This window comes from Microbacterium sp. Leaf161, from assembly GCF_001423645.1.
In the GTDB taxonomy this organism is placed as follows: Bacteria; Actinomycetota; Actinomycetes; order Actinomycetales; family Microbacteriaceae; genus Microbacterium; species Microbacterium forte.
In genome coordinates this window covers 17003-36861 of the sequence record NZ_LMOW01000003.1, presented here as the reverse complement: position 1 = coordinate 36861, position 19859 = coordinate 17003, and the positions used below count along the sequence as shown (strand labels likewise).

Genomic DNA, 19859 nt, shown 5'->3' with positions numbered 1-19859 from the left:
GATCAGATCGTCGAAGGCCCGGCACGCTCACGCGTGTCGGGCCTTCGTGCGTCTATGACGCCGCTTCGGCCTTCCAGCTCAACTCCAGCCGTGAGGGGAGGCCGAAGCGAACAGCCCAGCCTGACGGCACGAGAGAGGCGAGCTCTCTCCGCGCGTACGAGCGGCGGATGCTGATGAGGCCGTCCTCCCGGATGAACGAGCCGCGGAAGAGCGTTCCCGAGAGGACCCAGGTCGCGGCGTCGTACAGGGCATAGGCGAATCGGGTGCGGGCGATGTCCCGGTGCACCACGACGCCACCGCCGCCGACGAGCGCCTCGGAGTCGCGCAGCAGGCCGTCGAGCTCTGTCGAAGTGAGGTGGTGCAGCACGTGATTCGAGAAGACCACGTCGTACTGCTCTCCCTCCGCCACGAGGTCTGCGGCGAACGCGCAGCGATATCGGATGCCGGCTCCGTGGTCGTTATCGGCAGCCCAGCGAATCGCCCGCTCGTCGGCGTCGAGCGCCGTGATCTCGGCTTCGAGACCTGCTCGCCGCAACCGCGCCGCGATCATCCGGCACACGTCTCCGCCGCCCGCGCCGATGTCCAGGATGCGGATGGGACCACGGCGGGCGCGCGGCCGGATCTCGCGACGATAGAGCAGCCCCGGCCGTGAGACGAGCGCGTTCACGAGCCGGAAGCGTCTGTAGGTCTGTTCCAGCATCCCGATGTCCGCATCCGGATCGTCCATGAGCTCGCGCACTTCGGTGGCGCGCATCGAGAGGTCGTGTCTCACGAGACGCCGGTGGTGACCGTCATCAATGCGCTCTCGGCCGTCAACCCCGGTCCGAAGGCCATCGCCGCGACCCGCGACCCGTCGGCGGCGCCGTCATCGAGGATCCGCTTGATCACGAAGAGCACCGTCGCGCTCGACATGTTGCCGTTCTCGCGCAGCGTCTCCCGAGCCGGGTGCAGCTGCGCGTCGCTCAGCTGCAGTCGCTCCTGCACGCGGTCGAGGATGCTGCGTCCGCCGGGGTGGATCGCCCAGTGCTCCACGCGCTCCCCCACCCTCCCCTCGTCGAACGCGGCCGCGAGCTCGCCCTCGCGGGCGTAGAGCGGACGGATGGCGCCGATGATGGTCTCGCCGATGATCTGCGGCACCTTGGTCGACAGGATCATCTCGAAGCCGTGGTCGCCGATCGTCCAGGCCATGTCCTTCTCGCCCTCGGCGGCGATGGCCGTGTGGAAGCCGTCGAGGCGGACGGCAGGAACCGGTGTCGGGAGATCGCGCGCTGTGACGATGCCGGCGGCCGCCCCGTCCGCGAAGAGGGAGTTGGCCACGATGAGATCCGGGTCCTCCGACGAGCGAAGGTGCACGGTGCACAGCTCGACGCTGACCACGAGCACCACGGCAGCGGGATCGGCCGCGCAGAACTGGCTCGCCGCTCGGAGCGCCGGCAGTGAGGCGTAGCAGCCCATGAATCCGAGGTGATAGCGCTGCACGCTGTCTGAGAGACCCAGCCCCCGCACGATCTCGTACTCCGGGCCCGGCGCATGGAAGCCCGTGCACGATGCGGTGATGACGTGCGTGACGTCGGCGGCGACGATGTCGGGGTCTGCGTCCAGCGCGCTGCGAGCCACCTCGACGAAGAGACGAGACGCCTCGCGTATGTAGACGTCGTTGCGTGTGGCCGTTCCCGGAGACTGCAGAAGGCCGGACTCCCGATCGAAGAAGAGCGTCGCGTCGGTGCTCGCCGTGGAGGAGAGCTCTTCGATGACCGTGTGACGGGCGTCGATGCCCGATCCGTTGAAGGATGCTCCGATGATCCTCTGCGCGAGGCGCCCGACGTCGGGCTGCGAGGCGAAGATGTCGCGCACCTCGTGCTGCTCGATGACGGTGTCTGGAACGATCGTCCGCAGCGAGCGGAGTACGGCGGAGCGGGTCATGTCTGCCACTCAAGCATGGCCCCGCTCACACGCGGAAGGGGCTTGCGCCGTGAGTCAGAAACCCAGAGCACGGGCGAGCTTGGAGCCGGATGACGCATCGCGACCCCCGACGGCGAAGATCACCCTCTCGACGGCCTCGAACAGGGCCGCTCTCCCCGCCGGGTCGGCGGGCGCAGCGGGGCCGAGCTCGAACTCCCACTCGCGCCATTCACGCTGCACGTCGTGTCGGAGGTCGGTCGCGCGAACGTGATCGTCGACGAACTCGGCGACCACTCCGGCGGTTCCGGTGAGCAGATAGGCCGTTCGGGTGTTCTCGATCCGGGCGAGGGGCGTCAACGGGCCCGTCGCCCATCGAGAGATGGTCTCGGTCACCGCCTCGGGGATCCTGTCGTCGTCACCCAGCGGCCAGCCGATCTCCAGACGGCCGTCGCCCTCACGCGGTCCCTTGATATGCCAACCGGCATCGGGTCCGCCGGTGCGACGACGAAGAGCCACCCCTGAGCGGGAGAGTCCGGCATCCGCGGTGTCGAAGTAGCGTGCGTCGAGTTCGCGCACCTCGCCCGACGACACGGCATCCACTCCCGGGACCCCCACCCACTCCGGAAGAGGGGTGGCGTCGTCGACGTCGTACTTGCGCTCGACCTCGACGACCCTGGAGGGTTCGAGGCCGGACTGCGGAGCGGTGGGGTGCTCAGTCATCCGACGGGCTGATGTCCTCGAGGGATTCGTCGTACCAGTAGTCGATCTCGGTGGGACCGTCGGTGTCGCCGGTGTTCTGCGCGTCACCGCGCCGGTTGTACACCACCTGGGTCTCGCTGTAGGGGACGATCAGCTTGTCGTCCGCATCGCCGAGAGGAATGATCTGCCCGTCGAGCGGGCCGCCGTGAAGTCGTGCAAGTGCCATGTGCTCACCCTAGCGCCGCACGCTGCAAGACGCCTCACCGCACGAGGATGCCGAGGATCGCGCCGAGGATCATCCACGGTCCGAAGGCGATGCGCGTCGAGCCGTCCGCCCTGCGGAGCATCATCAGCGACAGGGAGAACAGAGCACCGAGGACGAAGGCGGATGCTGCTCCCACGGCGAGCGCCTGCCAGCTGTGCCAACCGAGGATCAGACCGATGACGGCGGCGAGCTTGACGTCTCCTCCGCCCATTCCCTCGCGGCTGAGCAGACGGAGCGCCGCATAGAAGCCGCCGAGGATCAGCATGCCGAATGCTGCTCTGACCATCGCCGCGCTCTCACCGGAGGTGATGGCGTCGGCGACCCCGAGGAGGATGAGCGCCGCGAGGGTGGGGAGCACGATCCGGTTCGGCAGTCGATGTGTGCGGATGTCGATGGTGACGAGTATGCAGGCGACCACGAACAGCATCAGATGGACGGTCACGACGGCCACGGTGCGGAGATCCATGCGGGAAGGCTAGGAGAAGGCGGATGCCGGCGAGGACGGCGTGTGGATAACCTCCCCTGCCGATGTCGGAGGTTCGAACTATCGTCATCTACTCCAGTTGCTTTATTAGTACATATCTTCGAGGATGGATTCATGGGGATCGGGCTCGATGCGGTGACCGCGCTCTCTCCGGCTGGCGACTCCCGCGCCGGAGAGGTTCTTCGGCTGCGCCGGGAGATCAGCCGCATGCAGCGCAGACGCAGCGAGCATCCGCTGCTCCCCCTCGAACCCGCCTTCTCCTCCCTGCTCCCCGAAGAAGGACTGCAGACGGGGACGACATACACCGTCTCCCCCTCGCCCAGTCTCGTCCTCGCGCTGCTCGCGGCGGCATCGCGCAAGGGGCACTGGTGTGCGGTGGTGGGCATGCCCACGCTGGGCGTGGAAGCCGCAGCGGCGTTCGGAATCGAGCTGCCTCGACTGATCCTCGTCCCCGAGCCCGGAGACCGCTGGCTCGCCGTGACCTCTGCGCTCGCCGAGGTGGTTCCGCTGATCGCCGTGCAGCCGGGAGGCAGAGCACGCGATGCCGATGTGTCACGACTGAGCGCACGTCTGCGAGACCGCGGGAGCACCCTGCTCATCACCGAGTCGACAGCGTCCGGCGCCTGGCCGCAGAGCGAGGGCTCCATCCGACTGCACGACCAGCACTGGCTCGGCGTCGGTGAGGGGTGGGGGCTGATCGAAGGCTCCACGGCGACGGTGTCAGCCCGGACGCGGCACAGTCCGCTGTCGTCGAGCGTGCGCGTACGCCTTCCCGGCGCCCACGGCGCGGTCGAAGAGCTGCCAGCCGAGCACACCGCCGTCGAGACCATGGCCGAGATGACGACGCTGCCCGGCCTGCGCGGTCACGAGGCCACTCCGCTCGAATACCCGCGTCTGGCGGTGGCCGGATGACCGCTGCTCCGCTGCGGGTCCTCGTCCTGTGGCTTCCCGATTGGCCGTTGCGCGCCGCCCTGGGCGGGCCACCGCCTCATCCGCCGACGGCGCTGGTGCATGCGAACACCGTCGTCGCATGCACCGCTTCGGCGAGGGAGCACGGTGTGCGCGCTGGCCAGCGCCGCCGCGTCGCGCAGGGGCACATCTCGTCGCTGCGCGTGCTGCCGCACGACACCGCCCGCGACGAGAGGGCCTTCCTTCCGGTGCTGCAGCTCATCGAGAAGCACGCCCCCGGCGCCGCGCTGCTGCGTCCAGGACTCGCGGCGGTGCGGGCACGGGGCATCTCCCGCTACCACGACGGCGAGGCCGAAGCAGGGCGGGCCCTCATCGATGTCCTCACCGAGGCGGGCTTCCCCGAGGTGCGCGTCGGCATCGCCGACGGCCCGTTCACGGCAGAGCTCGCCGCCAGAGGAAGCGCCCCGTGCACCGTCGTTCCTGCAGGTCTCGCGAAGGATTTCCTCGCCCCGCTCCCCGTGGGTGTGCTGCGAGACGAACAGCTCACCGGTCTGCTCATCCGGCTCGGCGTGCGCACGCTCGGCGACTTCGCCGGCCTCGACGAGATCGAGGTGCGCGATCGCTTCGGCGAGCGCGGCGCCCGCCTGCACTCCCTCGCGGCCGGTGCCGATTCCCGCGCCGTGGTGGCACGACCGCCCGACCCCGAACTCGTGCGCTCCGTCGAGTTCGAACCGCCGCTCGCCGGAGCCGATCAGGTGGCCTTCGCGGTGCGGCAGACGGCCGATGCGGTCATGCTCGCTCTCGGAGAAGCCTCGGTGGTGTGCACAGAGATCCGCATCGACCTGATCGACGACGACGGCAAGGTGTTCTCCCGTCCCTGGCTGCATCCGACCTGCTTCGATGCCGCTGACCTCGTCGACCGGGTGCGCTGGCAGCTCGAGGCGCTGGGGGCGGAGTCAGCGAGAGGGCCGATCGATGAGGCTCGCGCGTTCGGCGGGATCGCCCTGGTGCGGATCGTCCCCGTGGCGGTCGATGATGCCGCCCATCACCAGCCCGGACTCTTCGGGTCCGGCACGGATGAGCGCCTGCATCACGCCATCTCCCGCGTGCAGACGATGCTCGGCCACGAGGGCGTCGTCACCGCCGCTCTCTCCGGCGGACGCTGGCTCGCCGATCGACAGGTGCTCACTCCGTGGGGCGAACGCCCCGTCGCCCCCAGAGACCCCGGGCAACCCTGGCCGGGAAGCCTTCCCGATCCTCTTCCCGCCGAGGTGTTCCGTCCCCCTCGCCCCATCGGAGTGCTCGCACCCGACGGGGAGACCGTCCTCGTCGACGACCGGGGTTCGCTCTCGGCGGCACCCGCTCGCATCGACGGCGACGATGTGCAGGCCTGGGCGGGCCCTTGGCCGATCCATGAACGCCGGTGGGAGGCCTCCGGCGGCAAGAAGGGACATCGCCTGCAGATCATCGATGACCATGATCGGGCCTGGCTCGTCTTCTGCACGGGAGATCGCTGGTGGGCCGAGGGGAGGTACCGCTGATGGGCTGGCATAACCCTCCCCTGTCCTGGAACGAACTGGAGCGCACTCTCAGCGGCGAGGAATCGCCCTATCCGACCGGAGGCATGCCACCCGGCAGCCGCCCAGACCCGGGCCCCGTCAGCACCAAGCGCAAGCGAAATCCCCCGACCTCCGTGCACCGGCCTGAGGATGCCGTTCCCTATGCCGAGCTGCACGCGCATTCGTCGTACTCGTTCCTCGACGGCGCCTCATCGCCGGAAGACCTGCTCGCCGAGGCCGAGCGTCTGGGGCTCACCGCGCTGGCACTCACCGACCACGACGGTTTCTACGGGGCGGCCCGCTTCGCCGAGGTCGCAGAGCTGATGGATGTGAGCGTCCAGACGGTCTACGGTGCCGAGCTCTCGCTCGGTCTCGACGCCCCGCAGCGGGGCACCCCCGATCCGGTCGGCGACCATCTCCTGGTGCTCGCCGACGGCTTAGAGGGCTATCACCGTCTCTCCGGCGCCATGACGGCTGCTCACTTGCGCGGCGGAGAGAAGGGCCGCCCCGTGTACGACCTCGATGAGCTGGCGGCCACCGCCGACGGGCACTGGACGATCCTCACCGGATGCCGCAAGGGCGGCGTCCGCCGTGGGCTCGAAGCCGGAGACGCGCAGACGCCGCTGCGCCGTCTGGTCGATCTGTTCGGCCAGGATCACGTCGCCGTCGAGCTCTTCGACCACGGCGACCCGCAGGACACACGTCGCAACGATGCTCTCGCCGATCTCGCCCGGCGGATGCGGTTGCCTGTGGTGGCGACGAACAACGTGCATTACGCCGCCCCCGAACGTGCATCACTCGCCGAGGCGGTCGCCGCTGTGCGTGCCGTGCGCAGCATGGACGAGCTCGACGGCTGGCTTCCTCCCCACGGAGGAGCACATCTGCGCAGCGGTGCGGAGATGTCCGCGCGCTTCCGGCGCCACCCCGGCGCGATCTCCTATGGGCTCGAGCTCGCTGCTGCGTCGGCCTTCTCCCTCCGCCGAGCACGCCCGGCCCTGCCGAAGCAGGAAGTGCCAGACGGTCATACCCCCATGAGCTGGCTGCGTCACCTGGTGTGGGAGGCCGTGCCGACGAAATACCCGCACCTCGATGACGACGGTCGCCGCAGGATCGGGCGCGAGCTCGACGTGATCGAGGAGAAGGACTTCCCCGGCTACTTCCTCATCGTGCACGGCATCGTCACAGAGGCGCGCCGTCGCGGCATCCTGTGTCAGGGACGTGGTTCTGCCGCGGCGAGCGCCGTCTGCTATCTGCTCGGCATCACCGCCGTCGACCCGATTCTCTACCGTCTGCCTTTCGAGCGGTTCCTTGCGACGACCCGTCAGGAAGAACCGGACATCGATGTGGATTTCGACTCCGATCGCCGGGAGGAGATCATCCAGTGGGTGTACCGCGAGTACGGAAGAGAGCGTGCGGCACAGGTGGCGAACGTCATCCAGTACCGTCCGAAGAACGCCGTGCGCGACATGGCAAGGGCTCTGGGCTTCTCCCCGGGGCAGCAGGACGCCTGGTCCAGGCAGGTCGACGGGTGGAGCGCCGGGCTCGAGGTGGCAGACGAGCACGACATTCCCGCGAACGTGCTCGACTACGCGGGTGAGCTCCTGAAGGCTCCCCGACACCTCGGCATCCACTCCGGTGGCATGGTGCTCACTGCACGCCCCGTCGGCGAGGTCGTCCCCGTCGAGCATGCTCGCATGGAGAACCGCACCGTGATCCAGTGGGACAAAGACGACGCCGCGTGGATGGGGTTGGTGAAGTTCGATCTCCTCGGACTGGGGATGCTGGCAGCGCTCCAGCACTGCTTCGATCTCATCGACGACGCCACGGGTGAGCGGTGGACGCTCGAGACGCTTCCGAAAGAAGAGCCGGCCGTCTACGACATGCTCTGCCGCGCTGATTCGATCGGGGTTTTCCAGGTCGAATCCCGCGCACAGATCGGCCTGCTCCCGCGCCTGCAGCCGCGCGCCTTCTACGACCTCGCCATCCAGATCGCGCTCATCCGCCCCGGGCCCATCCAGGGCGGCGCCGTGCATCCGTTCGTCCGCCGCAAGATGGCCAAGGATGCGCTCGACGAAGAGAACCGCGCCAGAGCTGCTCGTGGAGAAGAGCCTGTGGTGCTCGACATCCCGTATCCGCATGAGGACCTCAAGCCGATCCTCGAGCGGACGCTGGGCATTCCGATCTTCCAGGAGCAGCTGATCCAGATGGCGACGGCCATCGGCGACTGCACGGCCGACGAGGCCGATCTGCTCCGGCGCGCGATGGGATCCAAGCGCGGGCTCGAGAAGATCGAGAAGGTGCGCGACAAGCTCTACGCGGGAATGACCAGGCGCGGACTCTCCGCCGAGCAGTCGGATCGCATCTACGCGCAGATCCAGGCGTTCTCGAACTTCGGTTTCGCGGAGTCGCACTCGTTGTCGTTCGCGCTCCTCGTCTATGCGAGCTCCTGGCTCAAGCTGCACTATCCGGCGGCGTTCCTCGCCGGACTGCTCCGGTCGCAGCCGATGGGCTTCTACTCCGCCTCGACGCTCACCGCAGACGCGCGTCGGCATGGCGTGGAGGTGCGTCGACCCGATCTGCACGCCTCCGGTGTCACCGAGACTCTCGAACCCCTCGAGGGCGCACCACTGCGGATGCCGACGGGGCTGGACACCTGCGGTGATCCGCTGCAGCCTCGAGTGCCCCGTTTCGACCGGTCAAAGCCCGACGAGTCGGCGGCGCACCGCCGGGATGGCGCATATGCGGTGCGCATGGGACTCAGCGGTGTGCGCGGCATCGGCACACCTCTGGCGGAGAGGATCGTCGCCGAACGCGAGGCCGCCGGTCCGTTCCGCGATCTGAACGATCTGGTGAGGCGCACCGACGCCACCGCCGCGCAGCTGGAGTCCCTGGCGACCGCCGGCGCGTTCGAGTGCCTCGGGCTGCAGCGCAGAGAGGCGATCTGGCTGTCGGGGGCGGCCGCTGAGGATCGTTCGCGGTTCCTTCCCGGCACGACGATCGCCGTCCAGCCCCCGCTGTTCAGCGATCAGTCCAGCTATGAACGGCTCTCCGCGGATCTCTGGGCAACAGGTGTCTCGACCGACGACCATCCGATGGCGCACTTCCGCGGACTTCTGCGCGAGAGAGGCGTGCTCACCTCCTCCGATCTCCAGAGCCATGAGACGGGCAGGCGCATCGAGGTCGCCGGCCTCGTGACCCACCGTCAGCGCCCGGCGACCGCAGCGGGTGTCACCTTCCTCAACCTCGAAGACGAGACCGGCCTCGTCAACGTTATCTGCTCGACGGGGGTGTGGGGTCGTTACCACCGGGTGGCGCGGGATTCTCCTGCTCTGATCATCCGCGGCATCCTCGAGCGCTCAGCAGAGGGGGTCGTGAACGTCCTCGCCGACGCATTCGAAGACCTCCGCACCGGAGTGACGCATCGATCGAGGGACTTCCGCTGAGCTGGTCACCAGAAGCGTTCAGGCTCCGACTCAGGCACACGGTCGCCCCCGCCCCAGCGGTCCGCTTCGGCCTTCGCCGCGTCGACCGCCGCATCCGCGCCGTGCAGGGCGGCCCTGGCGCTCGTCGCTCCCGATCCGTTCCCCTCGGCATCGACGGTGAGAGTCGTCTGCGACGAGTGGCCGCCGATCGTCACCGTGCAGTCGATGACACGACCCAGCCACCGGAGGAGCTCGCCCCGGGGCTCTTCGACGCGGCGATACCGGATGCCGGTGTCGAGGTCTCTGACCGACAGGATCAGGGACTCGCCGGTCAGCTCGTCGATGCGCTCCGTCACCTCGACTCGGTGCCCGTGAGCGATGGCGAGGTGCGCGTTCAGCACGAGCTTTCTGTCCATGAAACCACTCTATGAGTGGACGTTCTCACGGCAAGCCCCAGTCCTGGAAGAAACATTCGTAGATTTCTTTGTCCCCCAAATGGCGGACAAGACGATTAAGCGATATTCTGCTACGAGTAGCGGGGGCTACCGACTGAACATCTGGGGATATATCAGTCGAGAGAGCAGCGAAAATCTTCGCCGCCTCCCCTACCGTCCGGGACGGACGGTGAGCCCTCTCGAGTGATCCAAATGGGGTTGGATGACTCGAGAGGGCAACCACTTCGAGCCTCACCTGCGGAGGCGGGCCCGAAGCGAGTCGACCAGCAGCCCGACACCGAGCTCGAACGTCCGATCCGCACGCGCGGTGCCCCGCTCTGCACCTTCGAGCACGCGACCGAGTGTGCGAGTTCCCTCCCCCGGCTCCCAGACCTCATCGGGCGAAGCCAGGTCGAGACCGAACCCGATCGCGAACGCATCGATGATCGCGATCACCGTGAGCACCTCGTCTTCAGGAAAGCCGGCGTCGACGAGAACGGTTGCCAGGTCGTCGTACGCGGTGATGACTGCCGGATGCGTGATGGTCTTCCCGATGAGGAGCGGCACGAGCTGCGGGTGGTCGGCGTACATCCGGCGCTGCTGCCTCAGAAGCTCGACGAGGAAGTCGTCCCACGCGCTCTCCCCCGGCCGGACCCGGTAGTCCTCGACGAGCCGGCCGCGCATCAGCTCGATGATGCCGTCCATGCCGTCCACGTGGTTGTAGAGCGAAGACGGCCGGACTCCGAGCCTGCGGGCGATCGCGTTCACCCCGAACGGCTCTCCGGCTCTCGACAGTTCGAGGCCTGCCGCCCCGATGATCTCGGGCGAAAGCAATGGACTCGAGGGCCGGGGCATCGCACACTCACTCTCTGTCGACGGGCCCGTCGAGAAATCTCTTCCCTCCGGCATCCCTCCTGTGCATAATAGTGAACACCATTCGTCGACGAACACCATTCGTTTTTGAATTCGCGCCCCACCCGATGCGCATCGGCAGGACCTTCGCGCACATCGCTGTGCCCTCTCAGTGGGAGAACCATGACCGCCATCGACCTCAGCACTCGGGTTCCGCTCCGGCTGCCGACCGCGACCGCCACCTTCGCGATCGGAATCGCGGGCTATCTGGGCGTCAACCTGTCGCCCTACATGATCACCGCGGCACAGACAGGCCTCGGCATCGATGTGCTCGCCGCGAGCTGGCTCGTCACCGCGACCCTGCTGCTCACCGCAGTCACCGGACTCGCGATCGCCCCGCTCTGCGCCGGCAGTCGCAGACGGGCGGTGGCGCGCACCGGACTCGCCATCGCGGCCCTCGGTTTCGCCACCGCCGCGCTGGTGCCGGCGCTCATCCTTCCCGCTCTGCTGGTCGGCGGGGCGGGAGCCGGCGGTGCCGTCGCCGCTTCCGGGGCCGCACTCGCCGCCTTCCGGAATCCTGACAGGGTTGCGGGCTTCAACGGTCTCGCGAACCGTGGCGTGATCACGATCGTGCTGGCGGTGATCCCTCTCGTCGGGCTCGCGCCTATCGATGTCTTCGGCGCGCTCGCTCTGTTCAGCATCCTTGGCCTGCCCGTCTCGGCGTGGCTGCCGGCGGCCCCCGTGATCGATCCTCGGGCCGGGGCCGCTGTCGCCGAGGCGATGCCGATCGACGTGCCGCCCACAGGCGCGGTGCGCCTCTCTCCTGCACGCTCGCGAACCGTCACGATCGCCGGGTTCAGTCTTCTCGTCGTGTTCGCCCTGTGGGCGGTGAGCGAGGACTCGCTCTGGGCCATGGCCGGCATCATGGGCGCAGCGCAGACGGGCCTGACGCCCGAGGGACTGGGCCTCGCGCTCAGCGGCGCGACGGCGGGCGGCCTCGTCGGGTCTGTGCTGTTGATGATCGTCGGATCCCGGCTGGGTCGAGCAGCACCCCTCGCGGTGCTGCTGCTGGCCGGAGGAGTGCTGAAGATCGTCGAGGGGTTCACCACTGATCCGACCGCGTTCATCGTGGTGTTCGTCGCCTGGAACACGGTCTATGCGATCGCCTTCATGTACTTCGTGTCGACCTCGGCGGCTCTCGATGCCGACGGCCGCTGGTCTGGACCTCTGCTCGCGGTCTACCTCGTCGGATCGGCACTGACCCCGGTGATCGGCGCTGCGCTCGTCGGCATGCTCGGGTTCCAGGGGTTCGCCGTCGCGCTGGGCATCGCGAGCTTCGTGCTCGCCGTGCCCGCAAGCGCCATCGCCCTGCTCTCGACACGCCTCGAGCGCGCAGCCACCGCCGAGGAGACACTCTGATGCCCATCACGCTCTATCGCAATGCCCGCTTCTTCACCGCAGACGACACCGCCTGGGCCGAAGCCGTCGTCGTCGACGGCACGGATTTCGCCTTCGTCGGATCCGAGGCCGACGCACCGCCGACCGATGCCGTGGTCGATCTCGGCGGAAGGGTGGTTCTTCCCGGATTCACCGACGCGCACACCCATCTGCTGATGATGGGCGAGGCGCTGGGCCAGATCGGGCTCACCGATGCCGGGTCTCTCGACGAGATCCAGCGCAGAGTGCAACAGGCGCGTGAGACGACCACCGGTGCGGTGCGTGGGCGCGGATGGCTCTTCGACGCGATCCCGGGCGGATCGCCGACGGCAGCGATGATCGACGCCGTCGTCGCCGACATCCCCGTCTATCTCGACGCCAACGACTACCACTCCTGCTGGGTCAACTCGGCGGCGCTCGAGGAGCTCGGGATCACCCGCGGGACGCCTGACCCGATCGGCGGCCGTATCGAGAGGGATGCCGACGGCGAACCGACCGGGATGCTCTACGAGACGGCCGCGCAGCAGCACGCGTGGGCGCACCGGGATGCCACGACCACCGACGAGCAGCGGGATGCAGCGGTGCAGCGCGTCGTGGAGGCGTATCTCGCGGCAGGTGTCACCGGCGCCGTCGACATGGCGTTCGACGGGCTCGCCCTCGCGGCGCTCGAACGGGCGGAGGGGTGCGACGCGCTGCCGTTGCGGATAGCCGCGCACTGGTTCGTCGCGAACACCGGCGATGACGCCGTGAACCTGGCACAGGTCGCCGAGGCGGCGGAGCGGGCCGAAGCTGCCTCGAGTGCTGTGCGGGTGATCGGCATCAAGCTCGTGCTCGACGGCACGATCGACGCGTGCACCGCTGCGATGCGCGCACCGTATGCGGATGGCTCCAACGCGGCGCCGATCTGGCCGGCCGAACGCCTGTTCCCCGTCGTCGCGGCTGCGGATGCCGCGGGACTCCAGGTCGCGCTGCACGCGATCGGCGATGAGGCGAGCACGCTCGCGCTGGATGCGATCGAGCATGCGATCACCGTCAACGGCGATCGTCCGCGTCGGCATCGGATCGAGCATCTCGAGTATGCAGCTCCCGGCACAGCCGAGCGGATGGCGCGCCTGGGTGTGACCGCGTCGATGCAGCCGGTGCACGCTGACCCCGCGATCTTCGCGAACTGGGCGGCCCAGCTCGGCGACGAGCGGGTAGAGCGGGCATTCGCCTGGCCGGAGTATGAGGATGCCGGTGCGCTGCTCGCCTTCTCGACCGACGCTCCCACCGCGCCGCACGCGGCACTCGCGAACATGTACGTCGCCACCACACGGGCATCGGCGCTGGACCCCGATACGCCCGCGGTGCACCCGCAGTTCGCCCTTCCCCTCGCACGCGCGATCGCCCATGCGACTCGTGACGCCGCGGCGTCGATCGGCGACGGTGCGTGGCGTGGCCGCATCGCGGTGGGCCAGGCGGCGGACTTCGCCGTGCTCGACGTCGATCCGTTCTCGGAGGGCAGCCGTTCGCTGCTCACGGCCCGCGTTCTGCGCACGGTGATCGGTGGACGCACCGCATATGAGGCCTGAGGCGCCGGTCCGCGGCGTCCGCTCACGATCCTCTTGAGCGATATACCGGTCTGTTCGTATAATTCTGGTGAACTCTGGCGGGCAGAGGGCGCCCGCCGATCAGGCGGTGATGTCGTCGCCCGATCGCGGAACGCTCCCGCTGTCAGCCGATGGCGAATACGACTGATTGGAGTGTTGAGATGTCCGCGATGCCCGATCCGAGGTTCGAGCTCCGCAGAGTGACTGAGACCGAGTGGCTGATCGTCGACCACAAGTACGAGCCGCACGACGCACGTCAGACCGTCGCCTGCATCTACCAGGTGGATGCCGTCGAGGTCGATGTGCTCTGGTTGCGCAATCTTCCCCTGGCGAGCTCGTATATGTCGGCCGAAGAAGTGCTCAGCGATCTGCAGCGGTTCCACAACCCGCCGAGCCGGTCGACGGCGCCGATCACAATCCCGCACCTTCCTCCACTCGCGACGACGGCCAGTTGATTCCCCTGCGGAGCGGTACCCCGGCTCGGCGACCGCCGCGCCATAGGCTGGCCTCATGCTCATCGCTCTGATCCGTCCCGTCGAGACCAGCACTGCTGACGTCATCGGAACGACACTCGCCGAGGTGCTCGTCGAGCTCGAACAGCACCGCAAGCCGGGTTTCGATCTGGCCTCGGCGCCAGTGCGGATGCTGAAGGGCGTGGCCAAGATGGAGGCGACCGGCACCTTCACACGCGTAGACGGCGTGCAGGAGATCGAGGCTGACGACATGGCGTCGCTCGAGGCGAAGGTGCCAGAAGGATGGCGGATGCTGACCGTGCGCACCGCCTAGCTCGAGAGACCGGCCGACAGTGCAGAAGACCCCCACCGGCTCAACGCCGGGCGGGGGTCTTCGCTCTTTCGGGGCGTGGCAGATTCAGCCGCCCGACGGGTTCTCGAGAGGCGCGCCGTCTTCGTCGGTGGTCTCGTCGTCGAGGATCTCGTCCGTGCTCTTTGACGTCGAGTCATCGGGCGCGCCACCCGAGGCGGTGTCGGCCTCCTCGTGGCCGTCGCTGGTTCCGTGCGTGTTCTGCAGATCGCTCATTGCATCTCCTCTGTCGGTGATGAGGCGACGGTATGCCGTTCGTCCGTTGCTGGAGAGGGGGTTGACGTGTCGACGTGCAGGGTGGTGCGTTCCTGGCCGCAGGGCCGGGCATGAGAAAAGCCCCGGAGTTCCGCGTATTTCTGCGGTTCTCCGGGGCTTTGTGGTCGGGCTGACAGGATTTGAACCTGCGACCCCTTGACCCCCAGTCAAGTGCGCTACCAAGCTGCGCCACAGCCCGTTGTTCTGCACTCTCGCGCAGGCAACTCCCCTATCTTAGCCCCACTCTCCCGCCCTTCGCGAACCGGGTGAGCGCCGGGCGTTGCGTGGTGTCGGAGGCACGGCGTACCGTCACCTGCATGGCGACGATCACGACGGAGGTGGCGACGACCGCCCGGTGGGATGACGTTCAGCATGCGCTGACCGGGGGCGGCGATGGTGCCAGCTGTCAGTGCATCTGGCCGATGCTGAGCAACAAGGAGTGGAATGAGACGACCACGCCGCAGCGCACCGAGATGCTGCGGGATGAGATCGACGCAGGCCCTCCCCCTGGCCTGATCGCCTATGTCGACGGTGACGCCGCGGGATGGATCCGGATCGGGCCGCGCGCGAAGCAGCAGCGGGTGCCGCGCACGCGCATGATCGCCGCAGCATCAGCCGAGCCCTTCGACGACGAATCGGTGTGGGCAGTCACCTGCTTCGTGGTGCGTCGCGAACACCGAGGCTCCGGCCTCAATCTCGAACTCCTGCGCGCCGCCGTCGACTTCGCGCGAAGATCGGGGGCCCGGCTCATCGAGGGCTACCCCGTCGACACACAAGGCGAGAAGAAGCGCACGAACGACCTGTTCCACGGCATGCTCACCACCTTCCTGGCCGCAGGCTTCGAAGAGAGAGCCGAGATGAAGCCCGGACGCACTCTCGTCGCGTTGGAGCTCTCCACATGATCGAAGAGACAGACCTGCCGGCATCCATGGGCAAGGTCGCACGCAGAGAGCTGGCCCTGCAGGGTCTCACCCGTCTCGAGCAATTCGACGGAATGTCCGAGAGCGCACTCCTCGCGATTCACGGAGTGGGCCTGAAATCCATCCGCATTCTGCGCGAACACCTCGAACCCCTCGGCTCGACTCTCCGACCATGAGCGACCGCTAGCGTGGGTGACATGAGCGACGAGAACCCGACCATCGAGGATCCCGAACTGGGCACCCTCACGCGCGCGACCACGGAGCTGTCTGATGGAACCGTGCTGACCCATGACTGGTTCGCCGGCGGCACGGTCGTGAACGGTGAACCCCTGGATCTCATGATCGAAGGGACCGACGCCGATGAGGCGGCCGCTCTGCTCCCCCACGTCCATGAGACGATCGCCGCACTCGGCGTTCTGCGACGTCTGGCTACGGATGCCGTCGTGGCCGCCTTCAGCAACGTCACCCCCGAGCAGCACGAGCTCGACGACGCAGCCTCCGACCTCAGCCTCGAGACGCTCGAGGCCTCAGCCGACGGCACCGTCGTGCTTCATCTCATCGACACCTGCGGCCAGCACTTCCCCGAGGGATACTGGCCCGCCGTGCACCTCGGCACCGACGGCCAGATCACCCAGGTCACCGTCGAGTCCTGAGCGCGTCTGGCGCCGTTCGATCCCGCCCTACGATGGGGAGATGCAGCGCCGCCGTCAGCTTGATCCGCTCCAGTGGGCATTCCTGCCTTACATAGCGGTTTCGGTGACCCACGTGGTGCTGCTGAGCCTCGACAGTCCGATGGCCGGGCCGACCAAGCTGCTCCTGATGCCACTACTCGCTGTGCCGGTGCTGGTGTCGCTGCCCCGGATCCGGGAGCGCGCCGCGCAGGCATTGATTCTCGCGGCCCTCGCGTTCTCATGGCTCGGTGACAGCGCGGGCGCGCTCTTCCCCGCCGCGCCGGAAGTACCGCTGATGCTGATGTTCTTCGGAATCGCGCATCTGGCATACATCACTCTCTTCATCCGTCACCTCGCCGTGCGCCGGATGCCGTGGTGGGCGCTCGTCTACGCCGGATGGTGGGTGGCGATGGTGGCTTTCGTGGGGCCCCATGCCGGTGGGCTGTTGATCGCGGTCGCCGTCTACGGACTCGTCCTCGGTGCCACAGCGGCATTCTCCACTCGGTGCCATCCGCTCGTCGCGATCGGCGGCGCTTTCTTCCTCGCGAGCGACACGGTATTGGCCCTTCGGCTCTTCCTTCCCGGGTCGCTCCCCGCCTGGAGCAGTCCTGCCGTCATGGCCACCTACACGATCGGACAGGGCCTGATCATCGCCGGCGCCCTGATCGCACTGAGAAAGCGAGGTGCCTGATGGCCGATGCCGCACGGGTCGACAGCTGGCTCTGGGCGATCCGCGTGTACAAGACGCGCTCGGCGGCGACCACCGCATGCCGCGCAGGGCATGTGCGTGTGAACGGCGACAAGGTGAAGGCCGCTCAACACGTGCGCATCGGCGACGAACTGCGTGTGCGGATCGCCGGTTTCGATCGGATTCTGATTGTCCGCCAGCTGCTCGTCAAGCGCGTGGGCGCGCCGGTCGCGGCCCTCGCCTACGAGGATCGCACACCGGAGCGCGAGCCTCAGGCCGCACTCGGATTGCGCGATCGGGGTGCAGGGCGACCCACCAAACGCGAACGACGCGACATCGACAAACTCCGGGGGCCGAGGATATGAGGATGACGGCATATTCCACGACTGACACTGTGCCAAGTCGAACATATCTTCTAAACTGAGAACATGGCTCAGCGCACCGATCTCGACCTCGATCTCGAGGAGCGCCGCAGGCTCCTCGACGAGTGGGTCACCACACGGCGCCAGATCGCTGCTCTCGAAGCCAAGTCTTACGCGCTCCTCGTCGAGCGCATCAGCGTGCACGACGCCGATGTCTCCGAGAGCCCCCACCACCGCGATGCGATCTACAGATCGATGATTGCGGAGTACTCCGCAGCGGGGCACATCCCAAAGGGTTCTGTCGAGTACGCCTTCACGGATGCGCGCACACTGACACGAGCGCTTCCCGCCGTGCATGCCACGTTCGCTGCGGGGGCCATCACCGCGCGGCACGTCCGTGAGATCGTGCGAGCAAGCGAGATCGTCGACGATGCCATCCGCGACGGACGCGTGGAGCCCGCCACGATGAGCCTCTACGAGACGGCCGTGCTGGTCGTCGCCGAGCAGGACACGGCGCAGCGGACGAAGATCCATGCCCGCCAGGTGGCGGCGGCTCTCGTCGGCGAGACCGTTGTCGAACGGCAGCGCCGCTTCGCGGCCGAGCGCTGTGTGACGGTCAAGTCGGTCGACGACGGCCTGGCGGTGCTCACAGCGGTTCTTCCCGAGTGGGTCGCCGTGGCGATCTCCGATCGTCTCACGCGAATGGCACGTCACATCGCGCGCACTCGCGGCGAACGGGAGCCGATCCTCGAGTCACTCGACGACGACTGCGAGAACGCGCTCCACCTCTCCGATCTCTCCCCCGAAGACCCCCGGTACGACGCCTACTTCGAGGCCGGAGTGATCGCTGCCGACGGCACCTTCGTCACCGATCCGCTCGCCGGCCTGATCGACCCTCTGACCGATCCAGCGAGTCCCGACCTCGAGCACCTTTCCGGCGATACCCGCACGTTCGATCAGATCCGCGCCGATCTGCTGTCCGATCTGCTGCTCTCCTCTGATCCGAGCGAGGCGAACGGCGCAGGGCTCGAGAACGTCTCGGCCCGCATTCAGGTCACGGTCGCTGCGAGCACCCTCGTCGGAGACGACGATCGACCCGCCGAACTCGACGGACACGGCCCACTCGATCCCGATGTCGCGCGCGGACTCGCCGGGCGCTGCACCGGATGGTCGCGCCTGTTCCTCGGCAGCACCGGCCTGGTGACAGAGACCGACGCATACTCCCCCACGGAGCAGATGCGGCGCTTCCTCCGAGCACGAGATCAGCACTGCAGATTCCCTGGATGCCGGATGCCGGTGCACCGCTGCGAGATCGACCACAACCACGACCACGCTCGCGGTGGCCGAACACGCATCGACAACCTCAGTCACTTCTGCACGACGCATCATTCGCTCAAACACCCCGACATCGATGAGTTGCATCGGTGGAAGGCCCGCCAGACTCCCGATGGGAGTATCACCTGGACCAGTCCGCTCGGCCGAGATTACGTCGACCCACCTCGTCGTCGGGTGATGTTCGTCTGAACGCAGCGACGCGCTGTACCCATCAGGCCTGTTGCGGCAGCACGCCCAAGAGCCAGCCGGCAGGGAGCACCTGCGCGGCGCCCGCCTCGATGACGCGGTTCCGCAGCTCGCGGTCGCTCGTGACGGCGACGACATACTGTCCCGCCCGCGATCGACGCTCGACCTCCGCGACGATCGTGTCGTCACCCGCGGCCTCAGCGCGCACAACCGAAACGCCCCCGGCGGGGAGCAGCTCGGGGGCCATCGCATCTGCACCAGCACCAGCACTCGCACCAGCACCAGCGCCAGCACCAGCACCAGCACCAGCACCAGCAGATGATGACGGCGACGGTGCGGAGATCCCGCGTGCCTTGCCTTCGACGACGAGTGCGACCTCCGGGAACCAGAGCGTCCCGTCGATCCCGAGATCAGACGCCGGCACGGCGACCCCGTCCAGGCGCGAAGCGAGACGAGTCGCCGCGCCCGCGCGATCCTTCCACCAGCCGTCGGGCACTGAGCCGACCACGTTCGCGGCATCGACGACGAGCGCCGGGCGAACCTCGAGCAGGGCGCGAAGAGCAGGCCATGCGTTGCCGAAACCGGGGTGCAACGGTCGCGAATCGACCTCGTCGACCGGCACCCACTCGAGCGCCACACTCTCGGGGTCACTGATCACAGGTTCGAACGGGCGCACCACATCGGCGATGACGGTCGTGTATGACCACACGTCGAGGTCTAGCACACTGGTGAACCGTGGCCGCACGGAGCCATCGGGCACCCCCGCCTCCTCCTGTGCCTCACGCACAGCACCCACGATCGCGCTCTCACCCTCGTGCATCGCGCCACCGGGCAGGCCCCACGTACCCCCGAAGTGGCTCCATGAGACGCGGTGCTGCAGCAGGATTCCGCGCGCAGGGTCGAAGGCGAGCAGACCGGCGGCGCCGAAACGTCCCCAGTACTTCTCCCCCGACGCGGCGACCACCCAGGCGTCACCCGGGTTCCGGGGCCCATCGGGGCGGCGGGGCTCACCTGGGGCAGGAGGTACGACAGTCACCCCTTCAGCCTGTCACAGCATCCGGGCATCGG

22 protein-coding genes and 1 tRNA gene are annotated in these 19859 nt (G+C 67.8%); 13 read left to right on the top strand and 10 right to left on the bottom strand.

The window, feature by feature from the left end; translation table 11 throughout:
• Positions 1–52: 52 nt before the first annotated feature.
• From ASF87_RS15395 to ASF87_RS15375, 5 genes are read right to left on the bottom strand one after another with little or no spacing between them, the layout of a single operon-like run.
• Positions 53–772, bottom strand: coding sequence for a methyltransferase domain-containing protein (locus ASF87_RS15395; protein ID WP_056377142.1), 720 nt, complete (start codon positions 770–772; stop codon positions 53–55).
• On the bottom strand, positions 769–1923 hold the full coding sequence (locus ASF87_RS15390; protein WP_056377140.1) for a type III polyketide synthase: 1155 nt from the start codon (positions 1921–1923) through the stop codon (positions 769–771). Before ASF87_RS15390 ends, ASF87_RS15395 begins: the two co-directional genes overlap by 4 nt.
• A 54-nt stretch (positions 1924–1977) precedes the next feature.
• The gene (locus tag ASF87_RS15385) at positions 1978–2622 is read right to left on the bottom strand and encodes a CYTH domain-containing protein (RefSeq protein ID WP_056377138.1); all 645 of its coding nucleotides are present in this window, start codon (positions 2620–2622) and stop codon (positions 1978–1980) included.
• Positions 2615–2827 carry a hypothetical protein gene (locus tag ASF87_RS15380; RefSeq protein WP_042538484.1) on the bottom strand — a complete coding sequence of 71 codons (213 nt, stop codon included), beginning with the start codon at positions 2825–2827 and terminating at the stop codon, positions 2615–2617. Before ASF87_RS15380 ends, ASF87_RS15385 begins: the two co-directional genes overlap by 8 nt.
• A gap of 34 nt (positions 2828–2861) precedes the next feature.
• A complete protein-coding gene (locus tag ASF87_RS15375) occupies positions 2862–3332 on the bottom strand; it encodes a prepilin peptidase (RefSeq protein WP_056377135.1) in 471 nt (156 codons plus the stop codon).
• A 132-nt stretch (positions 3333–3464) separates the two neighbouring features.
• Between ASF87_RS15375 and ASF87_RS15370 the strand changes: the two genes are divergently transcribed.
• The 3 genes from ASF87_RS15370 to ASF87_RS15360 are packed head-to-tail and all read left to right on the top strand — an operon-like array spanning position 3465 to position 9261.
• Entirely contained in the window at positions 3465–4262 is a 798-nt protein-coding gene (locus ASF87_RS15370; RefSeq protein ID WP_042538487.1) for a hypothetical protein, read from the top strand.
• Positions 4259–5800, top strand: a complete 1542-nt coding sequence (locus ASF87_RS15365) for a DNA polymerase Y family protein (RefSeq protein ID WP_056377133.1) — start codon at positions 4259–4261, stop codon at positions 5798–5800. The genes ASF87_RS15370 and ASF87_RS15365 overlap by 4 nt, the downstream gene beginning before the upstream one ends.
• Positions 5800–9261: an error-prone DNA polymerase gene (locus ASF87_RS15360; protein ID WP_056377130.1), complete on the top strand. Its 3462-nt coding sequence runs from the start codon at positions 5800–5802 to the stop codon at positions 9259–9261. Before ASF87_RS15365 ends, ASF87_RS15360 begins: the two co-directional genes overlap by 1 nt.
• 5 nt (positions 9262–9266) lie before the next feature.
• Here ASF87_RS15360 and ASF87_RS15355 read toward each other — a convergent pair whose 3' ends face one another.
• Together ASF87_RS15355 and ASF87_RS15350 are read right to left on the bottom strand one after the other, a co-directional pair.
• Positions 9267–9656, bottom strand: coding sequence for a hypothetical protein (locus tag ASF87_RS15355; protein WP_056377128.1), 390 nt, complete (start codon positions 9654–9656; stop codon positions 9267–9269).
• 270 nt (positions 9657–9926) lie between these two features.
• Positions 9927–10529, bottom strand: coding sequence for a TetR/AcrR family transcriptional regulator C-terminal domain-containing protein (locus tag ASF87_RS15350; protein WP_056377126.1), 603 nt, complete (start codon positions 10527–10529; stop codon positions 9927–9929).
• A gap of 180 nt (positions 10530–10709) precedes the next feature.
• Between ASF87_RS15350 and ASF87_RS15345 the strand changes: the two genes are divergently transcribed.
• The 4 genes from ASF87_RS15345 to ASF87_RS15330 all read left to right on the top strand — a co-directional run bounded on the left by ASF87_RS15345 (position 10710) and on the right by ASF87_RS15330 (position 14338).
• Positions 10710–11945, top strand: coding sequence for a hypothetical protein (locus tag ASF87_RS15345; protein WP_056377124.1), 1236 nt, complete (start codon positions 10710–10712; stop codon positions 11943–11945).
• The gene (locus ASF87_RS15340; RefSeq protein WP_056377122.1) at positions 11945–13534 is read left to right on the top strand and encodes an amidohydrolase; all 1590 of its coding nucleotides are present in this window, start codon (positions 11945–11947) and stop codon (positions 13532–13534) included. The genes ASF87_RS15345 and ASF87_RS15340 overlap by 1 nt, the downstream gene beginning before the upstream one ends.
• 188 nt (positions 13535–13722) lie before the next feature.
• Positions 13723–14007, top strand: a complete 285-nt coding sequence (locus ASF87_RS15335) for a hypothetical protein (RefSeq protein ID WP_235558976.1) — start codon at positions 13723–13725, stop codon at positions 14005–14007.
• Between the two features lie 55 nt (positions 14008–14062).
• Positions 14063–14338, top strand: coding sequence for a hypothetical protein (locus tag ASF87_RS15330; protein WP_056377119.1), 276 nt, complete (start codon positions 14063–14065; stop codon positions 14336–14338).
• Between the two features lie 84 nt (positions 14339–14422).
• Here ASF87_RS15330 and ASF87_RS17755 read toward each other — a convergent pair whose 3' ends face one another.
• Both ASF87_RS17755 and ASF87_RS15325 read right to left on the bottom strand, forming a co-directional pair.
• Positions 14423–14590: a hypothetical protein gene (locus ASF87_RS17755; RefSeq protein ID WP_157550127.1), complete on the bottom strand. Its 168-nt coding sequence runs from the start codon at positions 14588–14590 to the stop codon at positions 14423–14425.
• A 161-nt stretch (positions 14591–14751) separates the two neighbouring features.
• Positions 14752–14828: transfer RNA gene (locus ASF87_RS15325), tRNA-Pro, on the bottom strand.
• A 118-nt stretch (positions 14829–14946) separates the two neighbouring features.
• On the opposite strand from ASF87_RS15325, the gene ASF87_RS15320 reads away from it, so the two are divergent.
• The 6 genes from ASF87_RS15320 (at position 14947) to ASF87_RS15295 (ending at position 18794) form a co-directional block, all read left to right on the top strand.
• Entirely contained in the window at positions 14947–15531 is a 585-nt protein-coding gene (locus tag ASF87_RS15320) for a GNAT family N-acetyltransferase (RefSeq protein WP_056377118.1), read from the top strand.
• Positions 15528–15725 carry a hypothetical protein gene (locus tag ASF87_RS15315; RefSeq protein ID WP_056377117.1) on the top strand — a complete coding sequence of 66 codons (198 nt, stop codon included), beginning with the start codon at positions 15528–15530 and terminating at the stop codon, positions 15723–15725. Before ASF87_RS15320 ends, ASF87_RS15315 begins: the two co-directional genes overlap by 4 nt.
• 21 nt (positions 15726–15746) lie before the next feature.
• On the top strand, positions 15747–16202 hold the full coding sequence (locus ASF87_RS15310) for a hypothetical protein (RefSeq protein ID WP_056377676.1): 456 nt from the start codon (positions 15747–15749) through the stop codon (positions 16200–16202).
• A gap of 40 nt (positions 16203–16242) precedes the next feature.
• The gene (locus ASF87_RS15305) at positions 16243–16911 is read left to right on the top strand and encodes a lysoplasmalogenase (RefSeq protein ID WP_056377116.1); all 669 of its coding nucleotides are present in this window, start codon (positions 16243–16245) and stop codon (positions 16909–16911) included.
• Positions 16911–17273 carry an RNA-binding S4 domain-containing protein gene (locus ASF87_RS15300; RefSeq protein WP_056377114.1) on the top strand — a complete coding sequence of 121 codons (363 nt, stop codon included), beginning with the start codon at positions 16911–16913 and terminating at the stop codon, positions 17271–17273. Before ASF87_RS15305 ends, ASF87_RS15300 begins: the two co-directional genes overlap by 1 nt.
• Before the next feature lie 63 nt (positions 17274–17336).
• Entirely contained in the window at positions 17337–18794 is a 1458-nt protein-coding gene (locus ASF87_RS15295) for an HNH endonuclease signature motif containing protein (RefSeq protein ID WP_056377113.1), read from the top strand.
• 22 nt (positions 18795–18816) lie between these two features.
• On the opposite strand, the gene ASF87_RS15290 is transcribed toward ASF87_RS15295, so the two are convergent.
• Positions 18817–19827 (bottom strand): NUDIX domain-containing protein, encoded by a 1011-nt coding sequence (locus ASF87_RS15290; protein WP_056377110.1) that lies wholly within the window; start codon positions 19825–19827, stop codon positions 18817–18819.
• Positions 19828–19859 lie beyond the last annotated feature (32 nt).

Bases quoted from the DNA above. Each gene is read 5' to 3' on its own strand.
- ASF87_RS15390 (WP_056377140.1), bottom strand. From the start codon at position 1,923: ATGACCCGCTCCGCCGTACTCCGCTCGCTGCGGACGATCGTTCCAGAC.
- ASF87_RS15385 (WP_056377138.1), bottom strand. From the start codon at position 2,622: ATGACTGAGCACCCCACCGCTCCGCAGTCCGGCCTCGAACCCTCCAGG.
- ASF87_RS15380 (WP_042538484.1), bottom strand. From the start codon at position 2,827: ATGGCACTTGCACGACTTCACGGCGGCCCGCTCGACGGGCAGATCATT.
- ASF87_RS15375 (WP_056377135.1), bottom strand. From the start codon at position 3,332: ATGGATCTCCGCACCGTGGCCGTCGTGACCGTCCATCTGATGCTGTTC.
- ASF87_RS15370 (WP_042538487.1), top strand. From the start codon at position 3,465: ATGGGGATCGGGCTCGATGCGGTGACCGCGCTCTCTCCGGCTGGCGAC.
- ASF87_RS15365 (WP_056377133.1), top strand. From the start codon at position 4,259: ATGACCGCTGCTCCGCTGCGGGTCCTCGTCCTGTGGCTTCCCGATTGG.
- ASF87_RS15360 (WP_056377130.1), top strand. From the start codon at position 5,800: ATGGGCTGGCATAACCCTCCCCTGTCCTGGAACGAACTGGAGCGCACT.
- ASF87_RS15355 (WP_056377128.1), bottom strand. From the start codon at position 9,656: ATGGACAGAAAGCTCGTGCTGAACGCGCACCTCGCCATCGCTCACGGG.
- ASF87_RS15350 (WP_056377126.1), bottom strand. From the start codon at position 10,529: ATGCCCCGGCCCTCGAGTCCATTGCTTTCGCCCGAGATCATCGGGGCG.
- ASF87_RS15345 (WP_056377124.1), top strand. From the start codon at position 10,710: ATGACCGCCATCGACCTCAGCACTCGGGTTCCGCTCCGGCTGCCGACC.
- ASF87_RS15340 (WP_056377122.1), top strand. From the start codon at position 11,945: ATGCCCATCACGCTCTATCGCAATGCCCGCTTCTTCACCGCAGACGAC.
- ASF87_RS15335 (WP_235558976.1), top strand. From the start codon at position 13,723: ATGCCCGATCCGAGGTTCGAGCTCCGCAGAGTGACTGAGACCGAGTGG.
- ASF87_RS15330 (WP_056377119.1), top strand. From the start codon at position 14,063: ATGCTCATCGCTCTGATCCGTCCCGTCGAGACCAGCACTGCTGACGTC.
- ASF87_RS17755 (WP_157550127.1), bottom strand. From the start codon at position 14,590: ATGAGCGATCTGCAGAACACGCACGGAACCAGCGACGGCCACGAGGAG.
- ASF87_RS15320 (WP_056377118.1), top strand. From the start codon at position 14,947: ATGGCGACGATCACGACGGAGGTGGCGACGACCGCCCGGTGGGATGAC.
- ASF87_RS15315 (WP_056377117.1), top strand. From the start codon at position 15,528: ATGATCGAAGAGACAGACCTGCCGGCATCCATGGGCAAGGTCGCACGC.
- ASF87_RS15310 (WP_056377676.1), top strand. From the start codon at position 15,747: ATGAGCGACGAGAACCCGACCATCGAGGATCCCGAACTGGGCACCCTC.
- ASF87_RS15305 (WP_056377116.1), top strand. From the start codon at position 16,243: ATGCAGCGCCGCCGTCAGCTTGATCCGCTCCAGTGGGCATTCCTGCCT.
- ASF87_RS15300 (WP_056377114.1), top strand. From the start codon at position 16,911: ATGGCCGATGCCGCACGGGTCGACAGCTGGCTCTGGGCGATCCGCGTG.
- ASF87_RS15295 (WP_056377113.1), top strand. From the start codon at position 17,337: ATGGCTCAGCGCACCGATCTCGACCTCGATCTCGAGGAGCGCCGCAGG.